Here is a 20,665-nt window from a genome sequence, read left to right on the forward strand (position 1 = left end):
CCGGTCAATTCGGACGTGAGAATCAGCACCCACATCAAGGGAACCGACGCACGTCGAGCCCTTAGGGTTGCGGTCACCGCGAAAAGTGATATCACTTTGCTAGGCGCTCGACCGGCGGGTGCCGACCGGAACGGGGGCAGAAGATGGCAAATGCGGCAGACATGGTGACCGGCGTACGGGAGTTCCCGGCACGCAGCGTCGGGGGCGGCCTGGCCCTGCTGCTCGGCCTGGCGGGAGCCGTCGCCGGGGCGGCCCTCATAGCGGTCGGCACTTCCTCAAACGGCGGCGCGGCCCAGCTGGCGCTGATCGTTCCCGGCATCCTCCTGATCCCCGTCTCGGCGCTGGCGATGAGCGGGCTGAACATGGTGGCGCCGGGCGAGGCCCGCGTCGTCCAGCTCTTCGGCCGCTACCGCGGCACGGTCCGCACCGACGGGCTGCGCTGGGTCAACCCGCTGACCTCCCGCGCGAAGATCTCCACCCGCGTGCGCAACCACGAGACGGCGGTGCTGAAGGTCAACGACGCCTACGGCAATCCGATCGAGCTGGCGGCGGTCGTGGTGTGGCGGGTGGAGGACACCGCCCGGGCCTCCTTCGAGGTGGAGGACTTCACCGAGTTCGTGGAGACCCAGACCGAGGCCGCGGTCCGGCACATCGCGATCGAGTACCCGTACGACGCGCACGAGGAGGGCGGCCTGTCGCTGCGCGGCGACGCCGAGGAGATCACCGAGAAGCTCGCCCTCGAACTCCAGGCGCGGGTGGAGGCCGCCGGCGTGCGGATCATCGAGTCCCGCTTCACGCATCTCGCGTACGCTCCGGAGATCGCCTCCGCGATGCTCCAGCGCCAGCAGGCCGGTGCGGTCGTGGCGGCCCGCAAGCAGATCGTCGAGGGCGCGGTGGGCATGGTCGAACTGGCCCTGAACCGGCTGACGGAGGAGGACATCGTGGATCTGGACCCGGAGCGCAAGGCCGCCATGGTCTCGAACCTGATGGTCGTCCTGTGCGGCGACCGCGCGGCCCAGCCCGTCGTCAACACCGGGACCCTCTACCAGTGAGCCCCGCCGACGCCGGGACCGGCGCCGAGGAGCCCGACGGCCCGCCGCGCGCACCGCGGGAGCGGGCGGCGCGCGCGGCGGGCCGGCAGGCACGCAAGCAGGTCCTGCTCCGGCTGGACCCGCAGGTGTACGACGCCCTCGCCCGCTGGGCGGGGGAGGAACTGCGCAGCGCGAACGCCCAGATCGAGTTCCTGCTGCGCCGGGCCCTGTCCGAGGCGGGCCGGCTCCCGGGCGGGGCCGCCCCCATCCCGCCGCGCGGCCGGCCGCGCTCCACTCCCGGGTCCTGAAACCGCTGCGGGTCAGCGGGTCCGGGTCAGCAGGACGAAGCCGTCCTCCTCGGTCACCGTCCGGTAGCCCGCGGCGCGCCGTTCGGAGAGGGCGACCCACTCCTGCACGGAGTTGAGCGGCCAGTGCAGTTGCGGGGAAACTGCGGTGTCGACCACGATCCACTCCGGATCGGGCCGGCTGTCGCCCCAGCCGAACATGCTGACGCTCGTGCGGTCGGACAGGTGCGGCACGAGCTGGTTCGAGGCCTGGACCGTGGCGCCGTCCGGGATCCGGGCCAGCACACGGTGCGCCACCGCGACCCGGGGCTTGGTCTCCCAGAACTCCGGCTTGAGCAACTCCCCCAGCCGGTACGCCGGCAGCAGCATCAGGCAGACGCCGACCGCCCCCGCCAGGTAGCGGCGCAGCCCGGCGGGGGTGGTACCGCGCCGCAGGAGGGCGTCGAGGAAGGCCGCGAAGACGATCGGCATCAGCGTGAGCGAGTAGTGGTAGCCGGTCCCCCAGTGGGAGGAGTCCTCCGAGAGCCCCCGCCACAGCACGGTCGGAACGGCCACCAGCACCAGCGGGGAGCGCAGCGCCAGGAACAGGGTCGGCGCCAGCACCATGACCACGGTCGCCACCTTGGTCTCGGGGGTGACGAGGCCGACCGTGGCCTTCTGCAGCAGGCGGCCGATGCCGCCGCCCGCGCCCAGATCGCCGGTGTACGCATAGGAGCCGGCCGGGTTGAACGCCGGCAGCACCACCATCAGCGTCAGCAGCATGCAGACCACGCTGCCCGCGGCCACGGCGATCCCGAGCCACCGCCGCCGGCCCGGGCCGGCCCGCCAGGCGGCCAGCAGGGCGATCACGGCCACGGTGGCCCCCATGTCCTCCTTCACCAGCAGCATGGGCAGCGCCCACAGCACGGCGGCGCGCAGCCGCCCCTGGCCCAGGGCGCACAGCGACCACGTCAGCAGCGGGACGGCGAAGACCCACTCGTGGAAGTCGAAGCCGGTCGCGCTCGCGATCCCCCAGGAGAGCCCGTAGCACACCCCGATCACCTGGGCCGCGACGGTTCCCAGCGCCTTGTGCGCCCACCGCATCAGCGGCAGCGGGCTCACCGCGACCAGCGCCGCCTGCGCGACGAGCAGGGTCCGCGGCGAGGGCCAGATCATGTAGAAGGGCGCCAGCAGGGCCAGGACCGGGGAGAAGTGGTCCCCGAGCAGGGGGAAGTCCGGCCCTTTGACCTCGGAGACGGGCAGGTGGCCCTCCGCGTAGGAGCGGACGGCCTGCTCGAAGATGCCCAGGTCGAAGGCGTTCGAGTCCAGCCGCTCGTGCAGGCGCAGCGATAGCGTGGCGTGGGCGAAAAAGAGCCCGCAGACCACCGCCCACATCCACCACGGCGGTGCGGGGCGCCGGGCGCGCGGGCCGGCCGCCGCGGCCTGTGCGGCCGCGCGGGCCGGCGTACCGGACTGCTGGGGCGGGAGCGCGGGCGTACCGGTGGTTCCGGTGGGGGGTGCGTGCATGGCGCGCCTTTCGAAATGCAGGGCCGATCCCCTCAAACTGCCAGCCGCCCCGCAGCCGGGCGCCGAGCCGCCGCGCGGGGGACCAAAGTCCCTTCGAATGGCCCAGGCAGGGGCCGGACGTCCTGCGCACCCTTCTCTGCACCGCGTGTATACACCGTGCGTATACACCGCATGTATAGTCGCCGGCATGTCCATCGGTCACACGCTCCTCGGCCTCCTGGAGGCCGGCCCGCGGCACGGCTACGACCTCAAGCGCGCCTTCGACGAGAAGTTCGGCCACGACCGCCCCCTCGCCTACGGGCAGGTCTACTCGACCATGTCCCGGCTCCTGAAGAACGGCCTCGTCGAGGTCGACGGGATCGAGGCCGGCGGCGGACCCGAACGCAAGCGGTACGCCATCACCGACGCCGGCATCACCGACGTCTCCGCCTGGCTCGCCCAGCCCGAGAAGCCCGAGCCCTACCTGCAGTCGACCCTGTACACCAAGGTCGTCCTCGCCCTGCTCACCGGCCGCAGCGCCGACGAACTGCTGGACACCCAGCGCGCCGAGCACCTGCGGCTCATGCGCATCCTGACCCAGCGCAAGCGCAAGGGCGACCTCACCGACCAGCTCGTCTGCGACCACGCCCTGTTCCACCTGGAGGCGGACCTGCGCTGGCTGGAGCTGACCGCCGCCCGCCTCGACCAACTCGCCCGGGAGGTACGCCGATGACCCCGGCCGGCACCCTGCTGTCCGCCACCGGCCTGCGCAAGGCGTACGGCCCCACCAACGCCCTCGACGGCGCGGACTTCTCCATCCACCCCGGCGAGGTCGTCGCCGTCATGGGCCCCTCCGGCTCGGGCAAGTCCACCCTGCTGCACTGCCTGGCCGGCATCGTCACCCCGGACGCCGGCACCATCACGTACGCGGGCCGCGAGCTGTCCGCCATGAACGACGCCGAGCGCAGCGCCCTGCGCCGCACCGAGTTCGGCTTCGTCTTCCAGTTCGGGCGGCTCGTGCCGGAGCTGACCTGCGTGGAGAACGTCGCGCTCCCGCTGCGCCTGACCGGCGTCAGGCGCAAGGAGGCCGAGCGCAGCGCCCTGCACCGGCTGCAGCAGCTCCAGGTCGAGGACCTCGCCCGCAAGCGGCCCGGCGAGGTCAGCGGTGGCCAGGGCCAGCGCGTCGCGATCGCCCGCGCGCTGGTCACCGCCCCCCGCGTGATCTTCGCCGACGAGCCCACCGGCGCCCTGGACTCCCTGAGCGGCGAGCTCGTGATGCAACTGCTGACCGAGGCCGCCCGCTCCGCGAACACCGCCGTCGTCCTCGTCACCCACGAGACCCGGGTGGCGGCGTACTCCGACCGGGAGATCGTCGTACGCGACGGCAGGTCCCGCGACATGGAGCGGATATGAGCCTGCTGCGCACCTGGGCCCGCGACCTGGCCATGGGCGTCCGGTTCGCCGTCGCCGGCGGCCGCGAGGGCTGGACACGCACCCTCCTGACCGGCGTGGGGGTCGGCCTCGGCGTCGCCCTGCTGCTGGGCACCACCGCCGTGCCCGCCGCGATGACCGCCCGCGACGCCCGCGGCGACGCCCGCGAGACCATCACCTCCCAGACCGCCGACCGGCCGGGGCACAACACCCTGCTGATCGCCCGCGCGAACATGACCTACCGCTCGGCCGACGTGAACGGGCGCCTCGTCGAGCCCGAGGGTCCCGACGCGCCGCTCGCGCCCGGGCTGAAGAAGTACCCGGGCCCGGGCGAGCTGGCCGTCTCCCCCGCCCTCGACCGGCTGCTGAAGAGCGACGCGGGCAAGCTGCTGCGCGAGCGCCTCGACGGGCGGATCACCGCCGTCATCGGCGACGCCGGACTCGTCGGACCGGGCGAGCTCTCCTACTACAAGGGCACCGACCGGCTGTCCAAGGAAGCGGACAGCCCGTACGTCGAGCGGATCACCAGCTTCGGCAACACCGTGGAGCCCCAGCCCCTCGACCCGGTCCTGACCCTCCTCGTACTGGTGATGTTCACCGCCCTGCTGGTGCCGGTGGCTGTCTTCGTCGCGGCCGCCGTCCGCTTCGGCGGGGACCGCCGCGACCAGCGGCTCGCCGCCCTGCGCCTGGTCGGCGCGGACGGCCGGATGACCCGCCGGATCGCCGCCGGGGAGGCACTCGCCGGCTCGCTGATCGGCCTGCTCCTCGGCACCGGGTTCTTCCTGGCCGCCCGCCGGCTCACGCCGTACGTCAGCATCCAGGACCGCAGCCTCTTCCCCGAGGACCTCACCCCCGCCTGGCCGCTCGCCCTGGCCGTCGCGGTCACCGTCCCGGCCGCGGCCGTCCTCGTGACCCTGTTCGCGCTGCGGGGCGCGGTCATCGAGCCGCTCGGCGTGGTGCGCTCGGCCGCCCCGGTCCGGCGCCGCATCTGGTGGCGGCTGCTGCTGCCGCCGACCGGACTGGCCCTGCTCGTCCCGTTGGCGGGCCGCGGCAGGGACGGCGGCCCGTTCAACCAGTGGCAGGTGTCCGCCGGTGTGGTGCTGCTCCTCATCGGCATCACCGCCCTGCTGCCCTGGCTGCTGGAGCGGGTCGTCGGCCTGCTCGGCGGGTCCGGACCGGTCTCCTGGCAGCTGGCCGTGCGCCGGCTCCAGCTCACCAGCGGCACCGCCGCCCGACTGGTCGGCGGCATCGCGGTCGCGGTCGCCGGGGCCATCGCCCTGCAGATGCTCTTCGCGGGCGTCGAGGGCGACTACTCCCAGGAGACCGGACAGGACCCGAGCCGGGCCTCGCTGTCGATCCTCACCCGTTCCGGCACCGAGGACCGGGTCGACGCCCTCGGCAGGGCGGTCGCCGGCACCAAGGGCATCACCAAGGCCGTGCCGCTGGCCTCCACCTCGGCCGTCCGCAACCCTGCGGATGCGGAGTCGGGCACCATCGAGCTCACCATCGGTACGTGCGCGGCCCTCGGCGATCTCGCCGAGCTGCCCTCCTGCCGGGACGGCGACGCCTTCGTCCTGACGGGCGGCACCGCCGTGCGCGGCAAGAGCGCCGGCGCGGCTCCGGGCGAGAAGCTGTTCACGGGGAACCTCCACGACCCCGACGGCCCTGCGCCCACCGTCTGGACCGTGCCCGCCTCCACCCGCCCGGCGCAGGCCCGCAAGGACCCGCTCGGCATGCTGCGCAGCGGCCTGCTGGTCACCCAGGGCGCCGCCCCGAAGGTGCAGCGCTACGGCTCCGCCCAGGTGTACGTCACGCTGGACCCGGCCACGCCGGACGCACTGGAGCTGGCCCGGACGGCGGCCTACAAGGCGGACCCGCTGGCCACCGCCATGACCCTCCAGTCCACCCGGACGGCGCCCGAGTTCGGCTCGATCCGGACCGGCCTGTTCATCGGCGCCACCCTGGTGCTCGTGCTGATCGGGGCCAGCCTGCTGGTGTCCCAGCTGGAGCAGCTGCGCGAGCGCCGCAAGCTGCTGTCCGCCCTGGTCGCGTTCGGCACCAAACGCTCGACGCTGAGCCTGTCGGTGCTGTGGCAGACGGCCCTGCCGGTCCTGCTCGGCCTGGCCCTGGCCACCGCCATCGGTCTCACGCTCGGCGCGGTCCTGATGCGGATGACCAGAGTGCCCGTCCGCATCGACTGGGCCTCGGTCGCGGCGATGACCGGCATCGGCGGCGGCGTGGTCGCCGTGGTGACCCTGCTCAGCCTGCCGCCGCTGCTGCGCATGATGCGCCCGGACGGGCTGCGCACGGAGTAGCCCGGCGCGAACACGCCCCGCAGGTACGCCCGTTCCCGGCGGCCCCGCCCTACTCGGCGGGCCAGACCGGGAGCGGGCGCACCGCCTCGCGCAGGGCGCCGGCGATGGCCCGGAACTCCTCCTGCCGGGCGGTGCCCGTCCGCATGGCGAGGGCGATCCGCCGGGAGGGCGCCGGCTCGGCGAAGTACCCGGTGGCCAGGTACTCGTTGCGGGCGGTCTCCAGGCGCAGCGCGGTGCGCGGCAACAGGGTGACGCCCAGTCCCCCTGCGACCAGTTGTACGAGGGTGGACAGCCCGGCGGCGGTGGTGGTGACGTCGGCCCCGTCGGTGCGCCCCGCCTCGCGGCAGATGTCCAGGGCCTGGTCGCGCAGACAGTGCCCTTCGTCGAGCAACAGCAGCTGCAGGCCCCGCAGTTCCTCGCGCGGGACGTCCCGGCGCCCGGCGAGCGGATGGTCCCGGGGGGCGAGCAGCACGAAGTCCTCGTCGAAAACGGGGAGTTCGGTGACCCCGGGCACACCGAGCGGCACCGCGAGCAGCAGCAGGTCGAGGCGGCCGGCGGCCAGCCCGTCCAGCAGCGAGGACGTCTGCTCCTCGTGGACCTGGAGGTCCATGCGCGGGTAGCGCCGGTGGAAGAGGCCGAGCACGGTCGGCAGCAGGTACGGGGCGACCGTGGGGATCACGCCGAGCCGCAGGACGCCGGTGAAGGGGGCGCGGACCGCCTCGGCCTCCTCCAGCAGGGCGCCCATGGAGTCGAGCACGGCCCGCGCCCGGCCGGCGATCCGCTCGCCCGCCGGGGAGAGCAGCACCTTGCGGGTGGTGCGCTCCAGCAGCTGCACGCCGAGGGCCTCCTCCAGCGCGGAGACGGCCCCCGAGAGGGCGGGCTGGCTCATTCCGATCGCCGCGGCGGCGTCCCGGAAGTGCAGGTGCTCGGCGACGGCCGCGAACGCGCGCAGCTGTGCGAGCGTCGCCTGCTTCGCTCCCCTATTACCGACAGCCACTGATAGGTACCTCCGATCACCCGTGACAAGACTAGCTATTTCCGCAATCAATGCAGCTGTGTCAGCATGTGAGATCCGTCCAACCCTCATGGAAATTGCCCAAAAGGGGCATTTTCCTGTCCGCAAGGAGAGCACGTGCTCACTGTCGGTGACAAGTTCCCCACCTACGATCTGACCGCCTGCGTCTCGCTCGAGGCCGGCAAGGAGTTCGCGCAGATCGACCACAAGACCTACGAGGGCAAGTGGCGCGTGGTGTTCTTCTGGCCGAAGGACTTCACCTTCGTCTGCCCGACCGAGATCGCCGCCTTCGGCAAGCTGAACGAGGAGTTCGCCGACCGCGACGCCCAGGTCCTCGGTGTCTCCGGCGACTCGGAGTTCGTCCACCACGCCTGGCGCAAGGACCACGCCGACCTGCGTGACCTGCCCTTCCCGATGCTGGCCGACTCCAAGCACGAGCTGATGCAGGCCTGCGGCGTGCAGGGCGAGGACGGCTTCGCGCAGCGCGCCGTCTTCATCGTCGACCAGAACAACGAGATCCAGTTCTCGATGGTGACCGCCGGCTCCGTGGGCCGTAACCCCAAGGAGGTCCTGCGGGTCCTCGACGCCCTGCAGACCGACGAGCTGTGCCCCTGCAACTGGAACAAGGGCGAGGACACCCTGGACGCCGGCGCCCTGCTGGCCGGTGAGTGACGGATGTCCCTCGACTCCCTCAAGGCCGCCATACCGGACTTCGCCAAGGACCTGAAGCTGAACCTCGGCTCGGTCATCGGCAACCAGAACACCCTCTCGCAGCAGCAGCTGTGGGGCACGGTCCTGTCCTGCGCGATCGCCGCCCGCTCCGGACGCGTCCTGCGTGAGCTGGAGCCGGAGGCGAAGGCCGCCCTGTCGCCCGAGGCGTACACGGCCGCCAAGTCCGCGGCCGCCGTCATGGCGATGAACAACGTCTTCTACCGCACCCGCCACCTGCTCTCCGACCCGGAGTACGGCACGCTGCGGGCCGGCCTGCGGATGAACGTCATCGGCAACCCGGGCGTGGAGAAGGTCGACTTCGAGCTGTGGTCGCTCGCGGTCTCCGCGATCAACGGCTGCGGCCAGTGCCTCGACTCGCACGAGCAGGTCCTGCGCAAGGCCGGCGTCGACCGCGAGACGGTCCAGGAGGCCTTCAAGATCGCCTCGGTGATCCAGGCCGTCGCGGTGACCCTCGACGCCGAGGACGCCCTCGCCTCCGAGTAGCACCGCCCCGTACGGGCACGCCCCCGTACGCGCCCCACGACAAGGGCCCCGCCGCCGTTCCCGGCAGCGGGGCCCTAGCCCGTCATCGGCACCTGCAGGCGCCCCCGCCGGCTACTTGCGCAGCCGGCCCATCAGGACCCGCATGTCCTCGATCATCGCGGTCTTGACCGCGTCCTCGTCCGGCTGCGGGGCTCCGTCGGTGTCCCCGAGCCACCCCACCGACAGCGTGAACACCGCGCCGCCGTCGAGCACCTGCAGCCGCGGCCCGGCGCCTGCGCCCGCGAAGTGGGTGGTCAGCAGCGCCTTCTCGCCCAGCCCCGGCACCTGCTCCACGTCGGCGGGCGCCTGGAGCGCGTCCATGAAGCTGCCCGGCCCGGTCCCGAACTCGGCCTGCGGGTCGGTCTTCTTGTGCAGCTCGACCATCGTCTGCATCTGGTACGAGGTGCCCCCCTCGACCCATTCGGTGAAGTACTCGCAGTGCGACCAGTCCAGGGCCGGGCTCTCCCGGTGGGTCGGGTGGTCGCTCATGGAGGGCGCGGTCACCTTCAGGAGCATGTTCAGCCGCCCGTCCTTGCACAGGTTCTCGGTGTGCCGGTACTCGATGCGCGGCGCGGCAGAGGAACGTTCCTGTAATGCCGGTACGGTCGTCCACACCGCCGAGGCCAGCACCACCCCGGCGAGCCCCCACAGCCACGGGGCGCGCTGCCCCCGTACCGCGGCCTCCGGCCGGTCGGGACGCTCCGGCTCCTGCGGCCGGTCCCCGTCCCACTCCCCCTCCAGCTCAGGCTCGCTGATCACTGCCGGCCTCCCGGGCGGCCTGCTCGATCGCGGTCGCCCCGTGCGGGCCCGGTCCGATCGACGCGGCCCCGTGCAGGAGCTGGTCGCGCGAGTACGCCTTCAGGTAGCCGACGACGGTGTTGGTGACGGCGACCAGCGGGACGGCGACCACCGCCCCGCCGATGCCCGCGACCATGCCGCCCGCGGCCACCGCCAGCACCACCGCGAGCGGGTGGACCCGTACCGCCCGGCCCAGGATGAACGGCTGCAGCACGTGGCCCTCGATCTGCTGCACGGCCAGCACCACGCCCAGCACCAGCAGCGCGGTCCACGGCCCCTGGGTCACCAGGGCGACGACCACGGCCAGGGCCCCGGAGACCACCGCGCCGACCAGCGGGATGAAGGCGAACAGGAAGATGAAGACGGCCAGCGGCACCGCCATCGGCACCTTGAGGAAGTACAGGCCCAGACCGATGAAGATGGCGTCGATGAGTGCGACGAGGACGGTGCCGCGCACGTACGCGGTCAGCGTCCGCCAGGCGCGCGGACCGGCGCCGGCGACGCCCGCGCGGGCCGCGGCCGGGACCAGGCCCAGCACCCAGCTCCAGATGCGGGCGCCGTCGTAGAGCAGGAACAGCGTCGAGAACATCGCCAGCAGCATGCCGGTGAGCACCTCGACGAGGACGGTGACGCCCTGGAGGCCGGCGGAGGTGATCTGCTCGGTGTTGGTGCCGATGGTCTCGGTGAGGTTCTTCGCGATGTCGTTGATCTGCTTCTCGGTCACGTGGAACGGACTGTCCAGTGCCCAGAGCTTGAGCTCGTTGATGCCGTCGCGGACGCGGGCGGAGAGGTCGTCGAGGTTCTCCATGACCTGCCAGACCACGAACCAGCCGACCAGTCCGATGACCACGAAGCCGAGGACCGCGGTCACGGCGGTCGCGAGCCCGCGCGGCAGGCCGAGCCGGCGCAGCCGGACCACGAACGGCTGGAGCAGCGCGGTCACCAGCAGGGCCGCGGCGAAGGCGAGGACGACCAGGCGCACTTCGCTGATCACCTTCATCAGCACCCAGAGCATCCCGGCGAGCATCAGCAGCCGCCAGCTGACCTCGGCGGCGACCCGCATGCCCCACGGGACCACGCTGGCCGGGTGCGGCCGCCCGGGCAGACCGGGGTGCTGCGCGGGCGGGTGGCCGGGCGTGCCTGCGGCGGCCCCGGGCGCCGGGGCCGGCGGTACGGGGGCGGCCGGCGGGGCGGGTGGGACCGTGGGGGCCGGGCCGACGCCGGCGGTCTCGGCCTCGACGACGGCACGCCGTGCGTCGAGCCTGGCCTCCATCCGGCTCAGTTTGTTCCCGAGCCGGCCGAGCCAGCCTGCGGTCTTCCCCATCTCGATCCTTTCCCCCCGCCCGTGGACACGCCTCGACAGACCGTACACGCGAGGAGCCCCGCACCGTAGGACGGTGCGGGGCTCCCCGGGGTTGAGCGGTACGGGCCGGCCTCTAGTACCAGCCGTTGGCCTGGTGGAAGCTCCAGGCGCCGCACGGGCTGCCGTAGCGGTCGTTCATGTAGTTCAGGCCCCACTGGATCTGCGTGGCCGGGTTGGTGCGCCAGTCGGAGGCGACCGAGGACATCTTCGAGCCCGGGAGCGCCTGGACCAGACCGTACGCGCCCGAGGACGAGTTGACGGCCTTGTAGTTCCAGGTGGACTCCTCGTTCACGATGTTCGAGAAGCACTGGAACTGCCCGGACGGGACGATCTGGCGGGCGATGTCCTTCACCTGCGCGACCGTGTAGGAGCCCTGGACCGCGAAGTCGGAGGCGTCGCGGGTCGCGGAGCGGCTCGCGATCTGCTCCTTCTCCTCGCGCTCCTTCTTCGCCTTCTCGTCCGCCGCCTTCTGGGCCTCGGCCTTCTTGGCCTTGGCCTCCTCGGCGGCCTGGACGCGCGCGGCCTCCTCGGCCGAGCGGCGGGCGTCGGTGTCGGCGCCCTGGGCGAGGGAGTCGGCCTGCTGCGTCAGGGACGCGCTCTGGACCTGGGCCTGCTCGCCGACCGGAATGTCAGTGAGGAGGGTCGCCCCGGACGCGGTGGTCTCGAGATCGTTCGAGGAGGGGTCGCCTGCGGCAACGCCCACGACTGCGCCGACGGTGGTGACCGCAGTGGCCGAGGCCACTGCAAATCCCCGGACCGAGATCCGGCTCACACGATGTCCTTCCAGCAGCGTCCGCAGTGACCGGGCGGGCGCAAGAGTGCCCCTCGACACTGGCCTCCGTTGAGCTGCGGTCACTGGAGGCGCTGGCCCGTGGGCAACCCCCTTGCGGGGACTGCCGCGTGGTGCTCGGGCGGCATACGGCGAACGACTGTGGAGTTGTGGTGCTGCTTGTATCCCCCATGGAACGAACGGGAGATACAGGTGTGCCGTATGCGGGGCCTGACGGAAAACAGACTCTGCCGGACCCCGACACCGCAAGGCAATTCTGCGTTGCGTGGGAAAGGTCACACCTGGCATGTCGCGGTTGGTTCCGCCAAAGACCTGTGCAGCACGGCGCCGCCCGGCTAGGCTCTCGGACCTTTGCCGGGCGGCGCCAACTCACCATCCCGCTATGTGCGTTTTGGTCCTGCTTGTGACTACAGGGTCTCCAGCATCTCCGTCACCAGGGCGGCGATCGGGGAGCGCTCGGAGCGCGTCAGCGTCACGTGGGCGAAGAGCGGATGCCCCTTCAGCTTCTCCACGACGGCGACGACTCCGTCGTACCGGCCGACCCGCAGGTTGTCCCGCTGGGCGACATCGTGGGTCAGAACGACCCGCGAATTCGCCCCGACTCGGGACAGAACGGTCAGAAGGACATTGCGCTCCAGCGACTGCGCCTCGTCGACGATCACGAACGCGTCGTGCAGCGAGCGGCCGCGGATGTGCGTGAGCGGCAGGACCTCCAGCATCCCGCGGTTCAGCACCTCCTCGATGACCTCCCGCCCGGCCACGGACGAGAGGGTGTCGAAGACCGCCTGCGCCCAGGGGCTCATCTTCTCCGACTGGTCGCCGGGCAGGTATCCGAGCTCCTGCCCGCCCACCGCGTACAGCGGCCGGAAGACCATCACCTTCTGGTGCTGGCGGCGCTCCAGCACCGCCTCCAGGCCCGCGCACAGCGCCAGCGCCGACTTGCCGGTGCCGGCCCGGCCGCCCATGGAGATGATGCCGACCTCCGGGTCGAGCAGCAGGTCCAGCGCGATGCGCTGCTCGGCGCTGCGGCCGTGCAGCCCGAAGGCCTCGCGGTCGCCCCGTACGAGGCGCACGTTGCCGTCGGCGGTGACGCGGCCCAGCGCCTTGCCGCGCTCGGACTGCAGGACGAGCCCGGTGTGCACGGGCAGTTCGGCGGCCTCCGGCACGTACAGCCGCTCCTCGGAGTAGAGGAGGTCGACCTGCTCGCCGGAAAGGGCGAGCTCGGTCATGCCGGTCCAGCCGGCGTCGGTGATCGCGAGTTCGGCGCGGTACTCCTCGGCGAGCAGACCCACGGAGGAGGCCTTGATGCGCAGCGGGAGATCCTTCGAGACGACCGTGACGTCGTAGCCCTCGGCCTGGAGGTTGCGGGCGACCGCGAGGATCCGCGAGTCGTTGTCCCCGAGCCGGAAGCCCGCCGGCAGGACGCCGGGGTCGGAGTGGTTGAGCTCGACACGCAGGCTGCCGCCCAGGTCGCCCACCGGGATGGGGGCGTCGAGTCGGCCGTTGCGGACCCGGAAGTCGTCCAGCAGGCGCAGGGCCTGGCGGGCGAAGTAGCCGAGCTCGGGATGGTGGCGCTTGGCCTCCAGCTCGGTGATCACCACGATCGGGAGCACGACCTCGTGCTCGTCGAAGCGGGTGATCGCGTTGGGGTCTGCCAGCAGGACGCTGGTGTCGAGGACGTAGGTCCGCCTGTCGGGCAGGCGGCGCTTTGTGCTGGTCACCACGGAAGGACGTACCCCCTCGGAAGAGGTCGGGCCATGAAGACCGGACCGGTCATCGGCACCCCTGCGGGGGCCGATTCCGGCCCTCCCACTCCGTCCGTGCGAACCGCACGTGCGTCCTGGCGCAAAGGGCCTCCCGGGCGGACGGCCCCATGCCGCCCGCTGAGACTCGACACCCGTGGATCGGGCATCGACCTGAAAGGGGTATTCCCCGATCAGGCACGGCCATGCCATGGCATATGACGGACGCTCGGTGAAGCCCAGGTGAAGGGCTTGCGGCGGTGAAGGGTGTGCCGGGGGTGACGAGTGGGACGAGGAGCCGTCCGAACGGGCGTCGCGGACGGGCGGACCGAGGGGGCGTCAGAAACTCCGACGCGCCCCAACGCCCTCCGCCGCCCCTGCCCGGTCTCAGGTCCCGTAGCGCCGGTGGCGGGCGGCGTAGTCGCGCAGCGCCCGCAGGAAGTCGACCTTGCGGAAGGCCGGCCAGAACACCTCGCAGAAGTAGTACTCGGAGTGCGCGCTCTGCCACAGCATGAATCCGGACAGGCGCTGCTCGCCGCTGGTGCGGATCACCAGGTCCGGGTCGGGCTGGCCGCGCGTGTAGAGGTGCTCGGCGATGTGGTCGATGTCGAGGATCTCGGCGAGCTCCTCGAAGGAGGTGCCCTTCTCGGCGTGCTCCAGCAGCAGCGAGCGGACGGCGTCGGCGATCTCCTGGCGGCCGCCGTAGCCCACGGCGACGTTGACCAGTATTCCCTTGATGTCGTGGGTGGCCTGCTCGGCCTCCTTGAGCACCGTCTGGGTCCGCGCCGGCAGGATGTCGAGGTTGCCCACGTGGTGGACGCGCCAGCGGCCGTCGGCGGCGAGGCCGCGGACGGTGTTCTCGATGATGTTGAGCAGCGGGCGGAGCTCGTCCTCCGGCCGGTCCAGGTTGTCCGTGGACAGCATCCACAGGGTGACCACCTCGACGTCCGTCTCGGTGCACCAGCCCAGCATCTCGGAGATCTTGTCGGCACCGGCCTGGTGGCCCTGTTCGGTGGTGCCTCCGGACGCCTTCGCCCAGCGCCTGTTGCCGTCCAGGATCACACCGATGTGCTTGGGCGACGCAGCATGGTCGAGGCGGCCTTCCACCCGGCGTGCATAGAGCTTGTACACCAGGTCGCGCAGCTTCACGATCTTCCAGCCCCTCCGTGCAATGCCCCCGTGCGAAATGCGGTCCCTCCCCCGAGGGCGCCACATTACTGCGCGGCGGGATCGGGTACCCAACTCGGTCCGTCACAAGTCCGTGATAGGGAGGACATCGTGACTGATAACAATCCCTATCGGGCAGAGCCTGCACGTTACGACTCCATGGAGTACCGCCGCACGGGCCGCAGCGGCCTCAAGCTCCCCGCCGTCTCCCTGGGCCTCTGGCACAACTTCGGCGACGACAAGTCCCTGGAGACCCAGCGGGCGATCCTGCGCCGCGCCTTCGACCTCGGCGTGACCCACTTCGACCTGGCGAACAACTACGGCCCGCCCCCCGGCTCGGCCGAGCTGAACTTCGGCAAGCTGCTCGCGCAGGACTTCGCCCCGTACCGCGACGAGCTGATCATCTCCAGCAAGGCCGGCTACCTGATGCACCCCGGCCCGTACGGCGAGTGGGGCAGCCGCAAGTACCTGATGAGCTCGCTCGACGCCTCCCTCAAGCGGATGGGGCTGGACTACGTCGACATCTTCTACTCGCACCGCTTCGACCCGGAGACCCCGCTCGAGGAGACGATGGGCGCCCTGGCGTCCGCGGTGCAGCAGGGCAAGGCGCTCTACGTCGGCATCTCCTCGTACACCGCGGAGCAGTCCGCCGAGGCGGCGCGGATCCTGCGCGAGATGGGCGTGCGGCCGCTGATCCACCAGCCCTCGTACTCCATGATCAACCGCTGGACGGAGGAGGACGGGCTGCTCGACACCCTGGAGGAGGCCGGCATGGGCTGCATCTCCTTCGCGCCGCTCGCGCAGGGCCTGCTGACCGGGAAGTACCTCCGGGGCATCCCCGAGGGCTCCCGGGCCAGCCAGGGCAAGTCCCTCGACCCCGACCTGCTCTCCGACGAGGTGCTGCGCCGCCTGACCGGCCTGAACGAGATCGCGGCGCGGCGCGGGCAGTCGCTGGCGCAGCTGGCGCTGACGTGGGTGCTGCGGGACGAGCGGATGACGTCGGCGCTGATCGGCGCGTCGAGCGTGAAGCAGCTGGAGGAGAACGTGGCCGCGCTGGCGGGTGCGCCGCTGTCGGAGGAGGAGCTGAAGGAGATCGACTCCTTCGCCGTGTCCACCCCGGGCACCAACCTCTGGGCGCAGCGCGGGCAGCGCGGCTGACCTGCGTTTTTGCTGCGCGGGCGAGGGGGGACCGGGTGAAAAGGAAAACGGGCCGGTCCGTGGGGGGGATACGGACCGGCCCGAGGGGGGGGTTCCACCATAACCCTTCGTAAAGCGTGATGCGTGCATCAGCGCGGAATGATTACGCTCCGAAACCGCCCAGCAGCACTCCGGTGAGGGCTCCGGTTGCCATGAAGGGGCCGAAGGGGAACGCCCGCCTCCGCCCTGCCGGGCCCTGAAGCACCAGGCCGAGGCCGTAGAGGGACCCGTAGAGGAAGCCGGCGAAGGCCCCGAGGGCCCATACCCCCCACCCGTACCACCCAAGAGCGACCCCCAGCGCGAGCGCCAGCTTGACGTCGCCGAAGCCGAGCCCGGCGGGGTTGATCAGGAACAGCAGCAGGTACGCGCCGCCGAGCCCGGCGCCGCCGAGGAGCGCGAGCCGCCAGGAGCCGGCGGCCCCGGGGGCAAGGGCGGCCGCCCCGAGCCCGAGGGCGGTGGCGGCGGCCAGGGGGAGGGTCAGCACGTCCGGCAGCCGGTGCACGGCCAGGTCGACGAGCGCGAGGACGACGAGCACGGGCGCGAGCCCGACGAACACCGCGGCCTCGGGCCGCGCCCCCACGGCGGCGGCGAGGGCCGCGCACACGGCGGCGCTCGCCGGCGCGGTGCGGAGGGTGTCCGGCCCGTACCAATGCACCTGCCCGGCTGCACCCCCCGCACACCGGGCGGCGCCCCACCACCCCGCCACGGGATGCCCCCGCGGACACCCGCCCCGCCATGGCTCGCCGGCCGCGACGGAGAGCCGGTAGGCGATGCGCGGCACCGACATCCCGGCGACGGCCCCGTACCCCCCGGCAAGAACGATCAGCACCACACCCATCGCACGAAGGTAAACACCCCGCCCCGGCGGGTCACGGGCCCCCGGACCCAACCCACCCGCCGGCCCGGCTGCGCACCCACTGCCCTGCGGGCCGCTTCCCCCACCCCGCCCCTTCCCTAAGCCGGGGGCTCCGCCCCGGACCCCGTTCGCCTCGAACGCCGGCGAGGCTGGAAAACCCGGGCGCTCCGCGCCCGGTGCGCTCAAACGCCGCGCGGGCTGGATGTTCCAGCCCCGCCGGTGATTGAGGCGCCGGGTCCGGGGCCGCAGGACCCGCCCGCGGCGAAGCCGCTACCGGACACAGCGGGAAGGGGCGGGGAGGGGAGGGGACTGCTCCGCGCAGCGGCAGCGGCAGCGGCGGGGCGGTGGCCGGAACCGCTTCGGCCCCGCCGGCGCAGCCTTAGGGTGGCGCGCATGCGACGACGGTGGCGGGACGGCACAGGGACGCTGCAGGCGGGCGGCGGCGAGGGGGCCGCGGTCCCCCTCGAGGTGGCCGCCTCCTACCGCGCCCGCACCCGCGGCCTCCTCGGCCGCAACGGCCTCACCGGAGCCCTGCTCCTCACCCCGGCCACCTCCGTCCACACCTTCGGCATGCGCTTCCCCATCGACGTGGCCCACCTGGACCGCACGCTCCGCGTCATCGCCGTGACCACGATGCCCCCGAACCGCCTGGGTCGGCCCCGCCTCCGCGCCCGCCACGTCCTGGAGGCGGAGGCCGGAGCGATGGCCGCCTGGGGCCTGCGCACCGGCACCCTGCTCACGGTCACCGTGGACCCCCCGCCCGGCGACCCGAACCGTCTCACCTCGCGCTAGGCGGCACGCGCCCCCGGCGATAGGTTGGTGCGGTTGGGCTGGGGTGGTGTCAGGGGAGCGGGCGGCGGCATGACGGAGAACACGCGGGTGGCGGCGCTGGAGCAGCTGGAGCAGCTCATGCCCGCGACGCACGGCGCCGACGAGGACATCGACTGGCAGGCGGCCGAGGCCGCCTGGAACACCCGGTTCCCCGCCGACTACGTCGCCTTCATGGGCCGTTTCGGCGCGGGCTCCATCAACGGCGAGGCCAGCATCCTGCTGCCGCTGCCCAAGCCCGGACTCCAGTGGGATCCGGCCGAGATGGCCGAGGAGACCGACAACGCCCGCCAGCTGTGGGCCTCACAGGGAGGCCGCGCCGCCTTCGACGCCGACCCCGAGTCGATCATCGCGTGGGGCGTCACGGGCGGCGCGGACATCCTGTGCTGGCTGGCCTCCGACCCCGACCCGGACCGCTGGCCGGTCCTGGTCATCGGCCGGCACACCGCCGACGCCTTCGCCGTGTACCCGTACGGCATGGCGGAGTTCCTGCTGCGGCTGTGCTCGGACGAGTTCGACGTGAGCCCGGTCGGCCTCACCTTCTGGGACGGCGGCCGGCTCAGCTTCGTGCACTGGCGCAAGGCCCAGCGGCGCTGGCAGGAGGGCCGCAACCCCGAGACCGGCGACCCGGACCCGTACGCGGGCGAGTTCGCCGACTGACAGGCGCACCCTCCCTGACCTGAACCACCCCTTCAGCCCGTTTCCCGGCCCGCATCCGCCGGAAACGGGCTTTTCGGCATGTCTACGCGCGTCAGAATTGTCGATCACATATCGGAAAACACCAGCCGGAAAAGCACCGGTTGGAGCAATGCCCACAAGTTCCGCCCCAATGGAACGAACTGCCCCCGCGCAGGAGAGAATTCCGGCCAACGGGCCATGGACGGACACCCCGGCCCGGAGTGACTCATAAGTAGTGACGGGAATCGAAAGAAATTCAGGGGACTACACCCGTGCAACGAAGAATCTTCGGCACGACCGCGGCCGCGGCTGTGCTCGGACTGCTTATCCCGCTGGCCGGATGCGGTTCCGACGGCGGCGCGAGCGACAGCGGCACCCTGCGTCTGGTGGCCGCGGAATACGGTGACAGCCAGGCCGCCAGTTCCAAGGCTTTCTGGGACAAGGTGTCGGCCGATTTCACGAAGGCCAACCCGGACATCAAGGTCCAGGTCCAACTCCTGCCGTGGGCGGACATCGACCGCGAGGTCTCCCGCATGGTGAAGGCCGGAAACGCGCCCGACATCGCCCTCATGGGTTCGTACTCGGACTTCGCGGCCCAGGGCAAGCTGTATTCGGCGGACGAGCTCCTCTCGGTGAGCACCGAGGCGACCTTCCTCCAGCCGCTCGTCGAGGCCGGCTCGGTCGGCAACACCCTCTACGGCCTGCCGTGGGTGGCGAGCAGCCGCCTGCTCTTCTACAACGAGAAGCTCCTCGCCGACGCCGGCGTCATCAGCCGCGGCGCCGCGGGCGGCTGGCAGCCCAAGAGCTGGAGCGACCTCCAGGCCGCCGCCAAGAAGCTCAAGGGCACCGGTGTCGCGACGCCGGTCGCGCTGCCCCTGGGCCCGGAGGAGGCGCACGCCGAGGCGCTGATCTGGGAGCTCAGCAACGGCGGCGGCTACGCGGACAGCAGCGGCAACTACAACCTGGCCTCCGACCAGAACATCCAGACCTTCACCTGGATCAAGAACAACCTGGTCACCCCCGGGCTGACCGGCCCCGTCCCGCCGTCCCAGCTCAACCGCGCCGACGCCTTCGCGGCGTTCCTGCGCGGCGAGGTCGGCATGGTCAACGGCTACCCCTCGCTCCTGCACGAGGCGCGCGCGAAGGGCATCGGCGTCGGCGCCGTGACCATGCCGGTCTCGGACACGCTCGGCTCCGGGGAGACCCCGCCGACCGTGGGCGTGGCCGACTGGATGATGGCGTTCAAGCAGAACGGCAAGCGGACGCAGATCGGCAAGTTCCTGGAGTTCATCTACCAGGACAAGAACCTGAAGGAGTTCGCGGGCCGCTACCACCTGCTGCCCTCGACCGTCACGGCCACCCGCACCCCTGCGGGCGGCGGCGTCGACGGCAACGACCAGCAGTTCCTGACCGCCCTGCGCGGCGCCCAGCTCTACCCCGTCAACGACCCGACCTGGGTGACGGTCAGCGACACCATCAAGCGCAGCATCGGCCGCGCCGTGGAACCGAACGGCGACCCCAAGGCCGTCCTGGAGGACATCGCCTCCAAGGCCAACGAGGCCGCGAAGAAGAAGAGCTGACCCCCGCGCCCTCCGTACAGGCGCCCCCCCACGCCCAACGTCCCTTCGCGGAAGGGACTTTCGCCCCTGTCGCTGCCCACCCGGTGCGACAGAATGGCTGCTACGGCCCTTGATCCAAGGCCGCGGCCGGCCGCCCGCGGCGCACCCACAAGGTGCGCGGGACGGCAGGCCTCCCTCTTCCCTCTTCCGCTGCCCGTCAGCCGCCGTGGCCCCTGCCGTTCTCCGCCGAGAAGGCCGTCCGGTGGTTCTCGCAGCTCGCGTTCCAGGGCATCGACCCCCTGAGCGTCCCGTAGCCCTTGCGCGTGACGGACCACTCCACCGTGTACTCACCGGTGTCGCAGGCGATCCGCTTGTTGCCCGGCACCTTGGCGCGCCCGGTCGCCGGCTGGTCCGTCAGCTCCTTGTGCACCTCGATGGCCTTGGCCCCGTCCGCGGAGCGCAGGACCGCGTGCACCACGATCGGGTGCCGGCCCTCCTTGACGGTCACGGCCTTCTTCACCACCGTCGAGTCCGACACCGCCCAGCCGAAGTCGAACGAAGGCTGCCAGACCAGCGTCTTCGGGTCGCCGACCCGGCGCCCGTAGTCCGGGGCGGCCGGGTGGCCGGGCCGCGTGATCGTCTTGTAGAGGATGCCGGGGTGGAAGCGCACCTGCGCCTCGACCTTGTGCATCTCGTCCTTGGTCCACATCGACTTCATCGCCTTGTCGCCGCCGGCCGGGTCCTGGAGGTACGAGCCCTCCGCGGCGGTGGCGACCTGGCCGAGGGCGGGCGCCAGGGCGGCCGCCGTGGCGGCGGCGAGGCTGAGAGCGGCGGTACGGGTGCGCTTCATG

Annotated in this window: 20 protein-coding genes; 11 read left to right on the forward strand and 9 right to left on the reverse strand. The window is 71.9% G+C overall.

The window, feature by feature from the left end:
• The first annotated feature begins 143 nt into the window (after positions 1-143).
• Together AB0F11_RS16790 and AB0F11_RS16795 are read left to right on the forward strand one after the other, a co-directional pair.
• Positions 144-1,052, forward strand: coding sequence for an SPFH domain-containing protein (locus tag AB0F11_RS16790; RefSeq protein WP_362173555.1), 909 nt, complete (start codon positions 144-146; stop codon positions 1,050-1,052).
• Positions 998-1,339 carry an AT hook motif protein gene (locus AB0F11_RS16795; RefSeq protein WP_362173558.1) on the forward strand — a complete coding sequence of 114 codons (342 nt, stop codon included), beginning with the start codon at positions 998-1,000 and terminating at the stop codon, positions 1,337-1,339. The genes AB0F11_RS16790 and AB0F11_RS16795 overlap by 55 nt, the downstream gene beginning before the upstream one ends.
• A gap of 12 nt (positions 1,340-1,351) precedes the next feature.
• Here the strand turns inward: AB0F11_RS16795 and AB0F11_RS16800 are convergent, their stop codons facing one another.
• Positions 1,352-2,842 (reverse strand): DUF2079 domain-containing protein, encoded by a 1,491-nt coding sequence (locus AB0F11_RS16800; RefSeq protein ID WP_362173561.1) that lies wholly within the window; start codon positions 2,840-2,842, stop codon positions 1,352-1,354.
• Positions 2,843-3,029: 187 nt separating this feature from the next.
• On the opposite strand from AB0F11_RS16800, the gene AB0F11_RS16805 reads away from it, so the two are divergent.
• Genes AB0F11_RS16805 through AB0F11_RS16815 form a run of 3 tightly spaced genes read left to right on the forward strand, consistent with a single transcriptional unit; the run spans position 3,030 to position 6,567 of the window.
• The gene (locus AB0F11_RS16805; RefSeq protein ID WP_362173564.1) at positions 3,030-3,554 is read left to right on the forward strand and encodes a PadR family transcriptional regulator; all 525 of its coding nucleotides are present in this window, start codon (positions 3,030-3,032) and stop codon (positions 3,552-3,554) included.
• The gene (locus tag AB0F11_RS16810) at positions 3,551-4,234 is read left to right on the forward strand and encodes an ABC transporter ATP-binding protein (RefSeq protein WP_362173567.1); all 684 of its coding nucleotides are present in this window, start codon (positions 3,551-3,553) and stop codon (positions 4,232-4,234) included. The genes AB0F11_RS16805 and AB0F11_RS16810 overlap by 4 nt, the downstream gene beginning before the upstream one ends.
• Positions 4,231-6,567 (forward strand): FtsX-like permease family protein, encoded by a 2,337-nt coding sequence (locus tag AB0F11_RS16815; protein ID WP_362173569.1) that lies wholly within the window; start codon positions 4,231-4,233, stop codon positions 6,565-6,567. Before AB0F11_RS16810 ends, AB0F11_RS16815 begins: the two co-directional genes overlap by 4 nt.
• 49 nt (positions 6,568-6,616) lie before the next feature.
• Here the strand turns inward: AB0F11_RS16815 and AB0F11_RS16820 are convergent, their stop codons facing one another.
• Positions 6,617-7,564 carry a LysR substrate-binding domain-containing protein gene (locus AB0F11_RS16820; protein ID WP_362173572.1) on the reverse strand — a complete coding sequence of 316 codons (948 nt, stop codon included), beginning with the start codon at positions 7,562-7,564 and terminating at the stop codon, positions 6,617-6,619.
• A 135-nt stretch (positions 7,565-7,699) separates the two neighbouring features.
• On the opposite strand from AB0F11_RS16820, the gene AB0F11_RS16825 reads away from it, so the two are divergent.
• Positions 7,700-8,254 carry a peroxiredoxin gene (locus AB0F11_RS16825; RefSeq protein WP_361901881.1) on the forward strand — a complete coding sequence of 185 codons (555 nt, stop codon included), beginning with the start codon at positions 7,700-7,702 and terminating at the stop codon, positions 8,252-8,254.
• Between the two features lie 3 nt (positions 8,255-8,257).
• On the forward strand, positions 8,258-8,797 hold the full coding sequence (locus AB0F11_RS16830; RefSeq protein WP_362173575.1) for an alkyl hydroperoxide reductase: 540 nt from the start codon (positions 8,258-8,260) through the stop codon (positions 8,795-8,797).
• 111 nt (positions 8,798-8,908) lie between these two features.
• Here AB0F11_RS16830 and AB0F11_RS16835 read toward each other — a convergent pair whose 3' ends face one another.
• The 5 genes from AB0F11_RS16835 to AB0F11_RS16855 form a co-directional block, all read right to left on the reverse strand.
• Positions 8,909-9,595, reverse strand: coding sequence for a hypothetical protein (locus AB0F11_RS16835; protein WP_362173577.1), 687 nt, complete (start codon positions 9,593-9,595; stop codon positions 8,909-8,911).
• Positions 9,579-10,958 (reverse strand): AI-2E family transporter, encoded by a 1,380-nt coding sequence (locus AB0F11_RS16840; protein WP_362173579.1) that lies wholly within the window; start codon positions 10,956-10,958, stop codon positions 9,579-9,581. The genes AB0F11_RS16835 and AB0F11_RS16840 overlap by 17 nt, the downstream gene beginning before the upstream one ends.
• 112 nt (positions 10,959-11,070) lie before the next feature.
• The gene (locus AB0F11_RS16845; RefSeq protein WP_362173714.1) at positions 11,071-11,787 is read right to left on the reverse strand and encodes a transglycosylase SLT domain-containing protein; all 717 of its coding nucleotides are present in this window, start codon (positions 11,785-11,787) and stop codon (positions 11,071-11,073) included.
• A 407-nt stretch (positions 11,788-12,194) separates the two neighbouring features.
• Entirely contained in the window at positions 12,195-13,511 is a 1,317-nt protein-coding gene (locus AB0F11_RS16850) for a PhoH family protein (RefSeq protein ID WP_362173582.1), read from the reverse strand.
• A 405-nt stretch (positions 13,512-13,916) separates the two neighbouring features.
• Positions 13,917-14,678: an isoprenyl transferase gene (locus tag AB0F11_RS16855; protein WP_362173585.1), complete on the reverse strand. Its 762-nt coding sequence runs from the start codon at positions 14,676-14,678 to the stop codon at positions 13,917-13,919.
• Positions 14,679-14,807: 129 nt separating this feature from the next.
• On the opposite strand from AB0F11_RS16855, the gene mgrA reads away from it, so the two are divergent.
• Positions 14,808-15,854, forward strand: a complete 1,047-nt coding sequence (gene mgrA, locus AB0F11_RS16860; RefSeq protein ID WP_362173588.1) for an L-glyceraldehyde 3-phosphate reductase — start codon at positions 14,808-14,810, stop codon at positions 15,852-15,854.
• 142 nt (positions 15,855-15,996) lie between these two features.
• On the opposite strand, the gene AB0F11_RS16865 is transcribed toward mgrA, so the two are convergent.
• Positions 15,997-16,731, reverse strand: coding sequence for an A24 family peptidase (locus AB0F11_RS16865; protein ID WP_362173591.1), 735 nt, complete (start codon positions 16,729-16,731; stop codon positions 15,997-15,999).
• 411 nt (positions 16,732-17,142) lie between these two features.
• Here AB0F11_RS16865 and AB0F11_RS16870 point away from each other — a divergent pair, with 411 nt between their 5' ends.
• From AB0F11_RS16870 to AB0F11_RS16880, 3 genes are all read left to right on the forward strand, one after another.
• Positions 17,143-17,541: a DUF192 domain-containing protein gene (locus AB0F11_RS16870; protein WP_362173594.1), complete on the forward strand. Its 399-nt coding sequence runs from the start codon at positions 17,143-17,145 to the stop codon at positions 17,539-17,541.
• 69 nt (positions 17,542-17,610) lie between these two features.
• Entirely contained in the window at positions 17,611-18,237 is a 627-nt protein-coding gene (locus AB0F11_RS16875) for an SMI1/KNR4 family protein (RefSeq protein WP_362173597.1), read from the forward strand.
• 290 nt (positions 18,238-18,527) lie between these two features.
• Positions 18,528-19,835: an extracellular solute-binding protein gene (locus tag AB0F11_RS16880; protein WP_362173600.1), complete on the forward strand. Its 1,308-nt coding sequence runs from the start codon at positions 18,528-18,530 to the stop codon at positions 19,833-19,835.
• Positions 19,836-20,031: 196 nt separating this feature from the next.
• On the opposite strand, the gene AB0F11_RS16885 is transcribed toward AB0F11_RS16880, so the two are convergent.
• On the reverse strand, positions 20,032-20,664 hold the full coding sequence (locus tag AB0F11_RS16885) for a hypothetical protein (protein ID WP_362173602.1): 633 nt from the start codon (positions 20,662-20,664) through the stop codon (positions 20,032-20,034).
• Between the last annotated feature and the right edge of the window lies 1 nt (position 20,665).

Source organism: Streptomyces sp. NPDC032472 (assembly GCF_040636955.1).
Lineage (GTDB): Bacteria > Actinomycetota > Actinomycetes > Streptomycetales > Streptomycetaceae > Streptomyces.